Origin of the sequence: Pseudoalteromonas sp. MMG024, assembly GCF_021654175.1 — a bacterium.
Classification (GTDB): Bacteria; Pseudomonadota; Gammaproteobacteria; order Enterobacterales; family Alteromonadaceae; genus Pseudoalteromonas.
On sequence record NZ_JAKFZO010000029.1, the window covers coordinates 41,072 to 47,243 of the forward strand.

Annotated in this window: 5 protein-coding genes; 2 read left to right on the forward strand and 3 right to left on the reverse strand. The window is 40.6% G+C overall.

What is annotated here, in order from left to right; all coding sequences use genetic code 11:
• Positions 1-10 precede the first annotated feature (10 nt).
• Positions 11-1,264, reverse strand: coding sequence for an imidazolonepropionase (hutI, locus tag L1068_RS19780; RefSeq protein ID WP_237131602.1), 1,254 nt, complete (start codon positions 1,262-1,264; stop codon positions 11-13).
• A gap of 170 nt (positions 1,265-1,434) precedes the next feature.
• Between hutI and hutC the strand changes: the two genes are divergently transcribed.
• Positions 1,435-2,142 carry a histidine utilization repressor gene (gene hutC / locus L1068_RS19785; RefSeq protein ID WP_054981127.1) on the forward strand — a complete coding sequence of 236 codons (708 nt, stop codon included), beginning with the start codon at positions 1,435-1,437 and terminating at the stop codon, positions 2,140-2,142.
• Between the two features lie 18 nt (positions 2,143-2,160).
• On the opposite strand, the gene L1068_RS19790 is transcribed toward hutC, so the two are convergent.
• Positions 2,161-2,952, reverse strand: coding sequence for an NAD-dependent epimerase/dehydratase family protein (locus L1068_RS19790; protein WP_237131603.1), 792 nt, complete (start codon positions 2,950-2,952; stop codon positions 2,161-2,163).
• Positions 2,953-3,064: 112 nt separating this feature from the next.
• Between L1068_RS19790 and L1068_RS19795 the strand changes: the two genes are divergently transcribed.
• Positions 3,065-5,098 (forward strand): methyl-accepting chemotaxis protein, encoded by a 2,034-nt coding sequence (locus L1068_RS19795; protein ID WP_237131604.1) that lies wholly within the window; start codon positions 3,065-3,067, stop codon positions 5,096-5,098.
• Positions 5,099-5,132: 34 nt separating this feature from the next.
• Here L1068_RS19795 and L1068_RS19800 read toward each other — a convergent pair whose 3' ends face one another.
• Positions 5,133-5,792: a transporter substrate-binding domain-containing protein gene (locus tag L1068_RS19800; protein WP_237131605.1), complete on the reverse strand. Its 660-nt coding sequence runs from the start codon at positions 5,790-5,792 to the stop codon at positions 5,133-5,135.
• Between the last annotated feature and the right edge of the window lie 380 nt (positions 5,793-6,172).

Here is a 6,172-nt window from a genome sequence, read left to right on the forward strand (position 1 = left end):
AAATAGCTTCCTACTTTAATTGCTGACCATCTTTCCATAGTCCCTTCAAAGGGTTGACGCCATATTGATACGATAACTGCGCCGGAGAATCAATATCCCAGAGCACAAAATCAGCGTTTAGTCCTACTTTAATTACGCCTCGGTCCGTTAACCCCAACGCGCGAGCTGCATTAACCGTAACGCCCGCAAGTGATTCAGCAGGAGTTAATCTAAATAATGTACATGCCATGTTAAGCATTAATTGTACCGAGCAAATGGGTGACGTACCAGGGTTGAAATCGGTGGCAATAGCCATAGCTACTTTATGTTTACGCAGCAGCTCAATAGGTGGTAATTGTGTCTCACGTAAAAAGTAAAAAGCACCTGGTAGCAGCACTGCGACTGTATTAGCTTGCGCCATTGCCACAACACCCGCCTCATCAAGAAACTCAATATGATCCGCCGACAACCCGTTATACTCTGCAACTAATTGGGCACTTTTCAAGTTTGAAAGCTGTTCTGCATGAAGTTTTACAGGAAGATTAAGCTTTTTCGCTGCATCAAATACACGGCGAGTTTGTTCGTTTGAAAAACCAACCCCCTCACAAAACGCATCTACAGCATCGGCTAAGTTAAGCTCAGCCACTTTTGGCATCATTTCATCACATACTAAGGTAATGTAATCATCAGCTTTATCTTTATATTCTGGCGCTAATGCGTGCGCACCAAGAAACGTTTTTTGTACATCAATTGGGTGGTGTTGATTCAGTTGCTCTGCGACTTCGAGCATTTTAATTTCACTGTCTAGATCTAAACCGTAACCTGACTTAATTTCAACTGTAGTAACACCTTCGTTCAACAATGCATTTAAACGATCTTTTGCGCTAACAAATAGTGCTTCATGATCAGCCTCTCGTGTCGCTTTTACTGTTGAGATAATGCCACCGCCTTGCGCTGCAATCTCTTGATAGCTTGCACCATTTAAACGCATTTCAAATTCGTTAGCACGATTACCAGCACATACAATATGAGTATGGCAATCAATCAAGCTTGGCGTAATCCATTTACCGTGACCATTTACTACAGGGGTTTGCAAACTATCAAACTCCGGAAAATCCGTTGCATTTCCACACCAAGCAATTTTGCCTCCTTTAATACCCAAAGCAGCATTTAGCACCGTGCCATAGGTATCGTCTATTGCACTGTCCATGGTTGCTATATGAACATTGGTGATCACTAAATCAAAACTCTGCTTCGCTGCCGTATTTACATCATTGGCTGTCATAACTAACTCAAATTACATCTACTCTTAAAAATGAAAGTCTACCAAGAAGACTTGTATATACAATACAATTATGCCATCTTCATTGTATCTTTTATCAACTATAGCTTGATTACTCGTTAATGCTTAGGTAAAAGGCTTAAAACAATTGAATAATCAACAACACTGTTACTATGGCACAACCTAAATTCGCGCAAATAAAACAATACATCATTGGCAAGATAAAATCAGGCGAATGGGCCGAGAACAGCCGGGTAGCGTCAGAAAATGAACTCGCCGAGCAATTTAGTGTAAGCCGTATGACAGCAAGGCGTGCACTTAGTGAGTTAACAGACGCTGGCATTCTGAGCCGCACACAAGGATTAGGGACTTTTGTCGCAAGTTTTAAATCACAGTCTAACTTGCTAGAAATTCGTAACATTGCCGATGAAATCAAAGAGCGTGGCAGTGAACATAAGTGTATTCCTGAAATTTTAGAATCAATGCCCGCAATTGCACCGATCGCAATTGCTTTAGGCGTTGAACAAGACAGCCTAGTATACCGTTCGGTGCTTGTGCACCTTGAAAATGGCACACCAATTCAAGTCGAAGAGCGTTTTGTAAACCCAGCATTTGCGCCAGGGTATCTGCAGCAAAACTTTGAACAAGTAACGCCGCACGAATATTTATGCGAAGTGGCGCCACTTACCGAAGCGCGTCATACCGTTGAAGCAATAATGCCAAGCCCTCAAATCAGCCAATGGCTATCGCTGTTTAATGAAGAGCCTTGTTTACAAGTTATTCGTCGCACTTGGTCATCAAATGGTGTTGTAAGCTTTACTCGCCTTATTTCACCGGGCAGTAAATATCGCCTTGGCGGGCACCTGACATTTAAACGCTAAGAAATACCGCGGATTTTATTAGCAGTGTTTTAGGGCCTTAAACAAGTTATCGTATTTAAACTGAAAGCCCTGCTCTACAAGTAAATCACTTGAGATAATACGCTCTTCTAAATTATTATTTTCAAAGTTCACGCCTTCAACTTCGAGTAATTTAGTAGCCTCTGCGTAAAACGCCTGCTTGCTCGGATGATGTGGCGTTACTAAATTAACAATCGACGAAGTAAGGTTATGCGTCGCAACAAATGATAAACCAGTGACTGCATCATCTTGATGCAGCATATTTACTAACGCATTGGCGCTTGATGATAATGTTTTGCCACTTAAAAAACGCCCTGGGTGACGCTTTTCACCCATAAGCCCACCTAAGCGAACAATAACATAATCCAGACCACTATCAGCCACTTGTTGCTCATTTTCTAATAGTCGCGATTGCTTTTCAGCTGATGCATCAAACGCACTTAGCTCGGTATAAGTTTGAGCTTTAGTTGGATAAACACCGGTTGTAGAGCAAAATACAAAGCGTTTAGCCTGTTGTGCTTTAGCCAATGCTAAACTCTCAGTTAAGTACTGAGAATATGCGCGCTGAGCCTCAATAGTACGACCAGGTGGCATACAGAAAAACCACACAGCATGCGGCATATCTACCTCACAAATACCTTTCTCTAGGTTTAATTGCGCCCAGTTGGGCTTATTTTTAGCTTGGCGACTTGTTCTAACAACCTGCCAACCATCGGCTTCAAGACTATTAGCCAAAGGCTGCCCTAGCCAACCTGCCCCCACTACAACGCCATTATTTGAATTATTAATCATTACTAGATAGAGTCTAAGAACAAAATCCGATTATATAACAATAATGTTGCGTCTGCTTACGTGGTTCTGTATCGATAAAAATTCAACTGTTTAGCCCTCAGGAAGTATAAGAATGTTAAATAATTTGTCCTTGAGAAAGAAAATCCTATTACTAATTGGCGGTACAATTACTGTGCTGCTTATACTCTCAGCCTTTTATTTTGTTAGCCATATTTCAAACCTATCACGCGCCTCCGTCGAATCTGAGGCGAAAAGCTATTTAAAAACCGAAAAACTTAATATTGAAGGCTTTTTTTCGCAATATGGTCGCGTTGTAGAAACCTTTGTTACTAATCCACATTTAGTCGAATGGTTCGCAAATTGGACCGAGCGAGGTGCTGATTATCAAAGATCGCAAGGATACAACACCATCAACCAAGACTTCATCAGGATTAGTGGTTCTGATAGTAATATTCTTTCCGCTTTTTTTGCCTCTGCGAATACTGGCGCTTACTTCAAAGAAAATGAGCGTACAACACAATACAACGGCGCTGAGTACTTTGCATATAAACGCGGTTGGTGGCAAGACGCACTAAAACATGATGGCTTATATGTTGGTCCTCTCGCTATTGATTTAACCACAGGTAACGTATCAGCCGTAGTGCAACAAACTGTTTATGACAGTAATCGAAAACTAATTGGTGTAGGTGGAGTAGACCTAAAACTTAACAACATTGCAGAAATGATTGAACAAATACAATTTAACAATGTTGGCTATGGCTTTTTACTCGATCATGAACAGAAAGTTGTACACTTATCAAACCGCACAAAACACACACTATCGGTGATTGAAGATGAGTCTCGTGGCATTTCAAAAGACGACTTATCTGCTCTTGAATCACAAATGCCAAACACCACTGGTTTTACCGCTCTCAACAGTCAAATGAAACAGCAGAAATCGGGGCATAGCCAAGTAACACTTAATGGTGAAACTTACTTTGTTGTATACCAACGATTAGAGCTAAGTAAACCAAGCTTAAATTGGTATTTAGGTTTGCTTGTGCCTGAAAGTTATATTAATACGCCTGTAAAAAAAGCTGCATGGGCCACTACATCAAGCGTAATTATTATTCTAGCTATTATTATGGCGATGATTTTTTTCGCTACACAAATGATTGTTAAACCAATTTCAGCGCTAACAGAAACCATGCAAGATATCGCTTCAGGTGAGGGCGACCTAACCAAACGCATTAGCGTTGATAGCCAAGACGAAGTTGGTCAATTAGCAAACCATGTTAATACCTTTATCGATAAGCTACGAACGTTACTCATTAATACACGCGATCAATCAATTCAACTTGATAGTGCCTCAGCGGAATTAAGCCGAGTATCTGAAGAAACTCACCAAGAAATTCTGCAAGAAAAAGACGAAGTAGATAATGTCAGCACCGCGGTAACTGAAATGGCAGCAACTGTTTTAGAAATATCACGCAATGCTCAGCAAGCCAACGAGGGCACCGATTCAGTAAACCAGTTAACGAGCAAAGGTGTGACCCTTTCAAATACTGCGCAACATGAAATGCAGTCACTCTCTGAGCATATTCAGAATGCAGCTGAAGTTGTGTCAGGGTTGGAGCAAGAATCGAATAATATTGGCAGCGTAGTTGATGTAATTAATAGCATCGCGGAACAAACTAACTTACTCGCCCTTAACGCCGCTATAGAAGCAGCCAGAGCGGGTGAACAAGGTAGAGGCTTTGCGGTAGTGGCAGATGAAGTAAGAACGCTTGCTAGTCGTACTCAAGAGTCAACTGATGACATTCGTAATATGATCACTCGCTTACAGCAAATCGCAGTGCAAGCAACGCAAATGATGGAACAAGGAAAAGAGCAAGTATCACGCTCAAGTGACAAAACACAACAAGTGCTACAAGCCTTCACCGATATTTCAACATCGGTGAGTTTAGTTCAAGATCAAAACCATCAAATTGCAACCGCAACAGAAGAGCAAACTGTCGTCGCTGAGGATATTAATAATAACTTAAGCTCAATTAACTCGTTAGTTAACAATACATCACAACATGCCAATGAGTTAGCAAGAGAAGCACAGATATTACGGAGCCTTGCTGGTAATTTAAATAAAACAGTAAACGAATTTAAATTATAAAAGGCACGGCGGAGCGCGTTACGCGCTTCGTCATTTACTCCAACTTACCAAGATACTTTTCCACAACCTTACGATAACCGTCATCAAGCAAAAATATAGCTAATTCTCGATTAAACTCATCTCGAAGCGACTTATCCGAAAACGCTGCACTTGCGGTTACCGATGGAATCAACGCGTGTTCTTCAAATATAGAAAGATCTCTCTGTTTATCAACAAAGCGATAAAAGTAATAGAAAATATACTTATCTAGCACAGCATAGTCATAACGCCCCTTTCTAATTAACTCAGGGATCACCTTCATGCTAGGTGATTCAAAGTAGTTATTTTGCTCACTAAGCAATTCAAACTCTTTACCAAAATAGCCTGGAGCACCTTGAAAAGTAATAATCGAATGACCTTCCAAATCACTTAAATATTGCGGTGTTAGTTTATTATTTTTTAACGAAAATACCGTAGGCGCATACTTAACAATAGGATGAGAAACGTAAAACCGCTCCTCATCGCTTGTCGCAAAAATAGGTGCCATAGCTACATACACACCAGATTTAACTAACGACTCAGCACGGCCTAATGGCACAAAATGAAACTTCACATCGTAACCTAGACGCGTTAAAACCGCTTTTACAACATCTAGGTCAATCCCGCTATTTTGAGCGTCATTAATAGTATGTGGAGGCCCTTCACTGCTTAACACAACAATTTGCTGTGCAGTTGATGTAAATGAACAAAATAATAAAAGGAGTGATAGAACTCTTAGCATACAGAATTATAAATAAATTATTATGTTAGGTTAGATGCTTAAGTATGAAGTGAAATCCATAAAACGCAAAAAGCCCGCTCATTGAGCGGGCTTTGATGTACATGGATGTACGAATGTCGATAAGCTTCATGGATGAAGGGCTTTTATCGACCATACTTAATTAGGCGAATTACAACCGAAACGAAGTTTCGCAGTGTAATGAGGTGAGGTCATGGAAGACCGATGTAACCTAGCTTCATGGATGAATGATAGTGCTGTGAGTTCATTAACCCAAAATACAAAAAGCCTCAACATATGTTGAGGCTTTCTTTAAA

Excerpts from the sequence above, each read along its gene's own strand:
- hutI (WP_237131602.1), bottom strand. The coding sequence starts at position 1,264 with ATGACAGCCAATGATGTAAATACGGCAGCGAAGCAGAGTTTTGATTTA.
- hutC (WP_054981127.1), top strand. The coding sequence starts at position 1,435 with ATGGCACAACCTAAATTCGCGCAAATAAAACAATACATCATTGGCAAG.
- L1068_RS19790 (WP_237131603.1), bottom strand. The coding sequence starts at position 2,952 with ATGATTAATAATTCAAATAATGGCGTTGTAGTGGGGGCAGGTTGGCTA.
- L1068_RS19795 (WP_237131604.1), top strand. The coding sequence starts at position 3,065 with ATGTTAAATAATTTGTCCTTGAGAAAGAAAATCCTATTACTAATTGGC.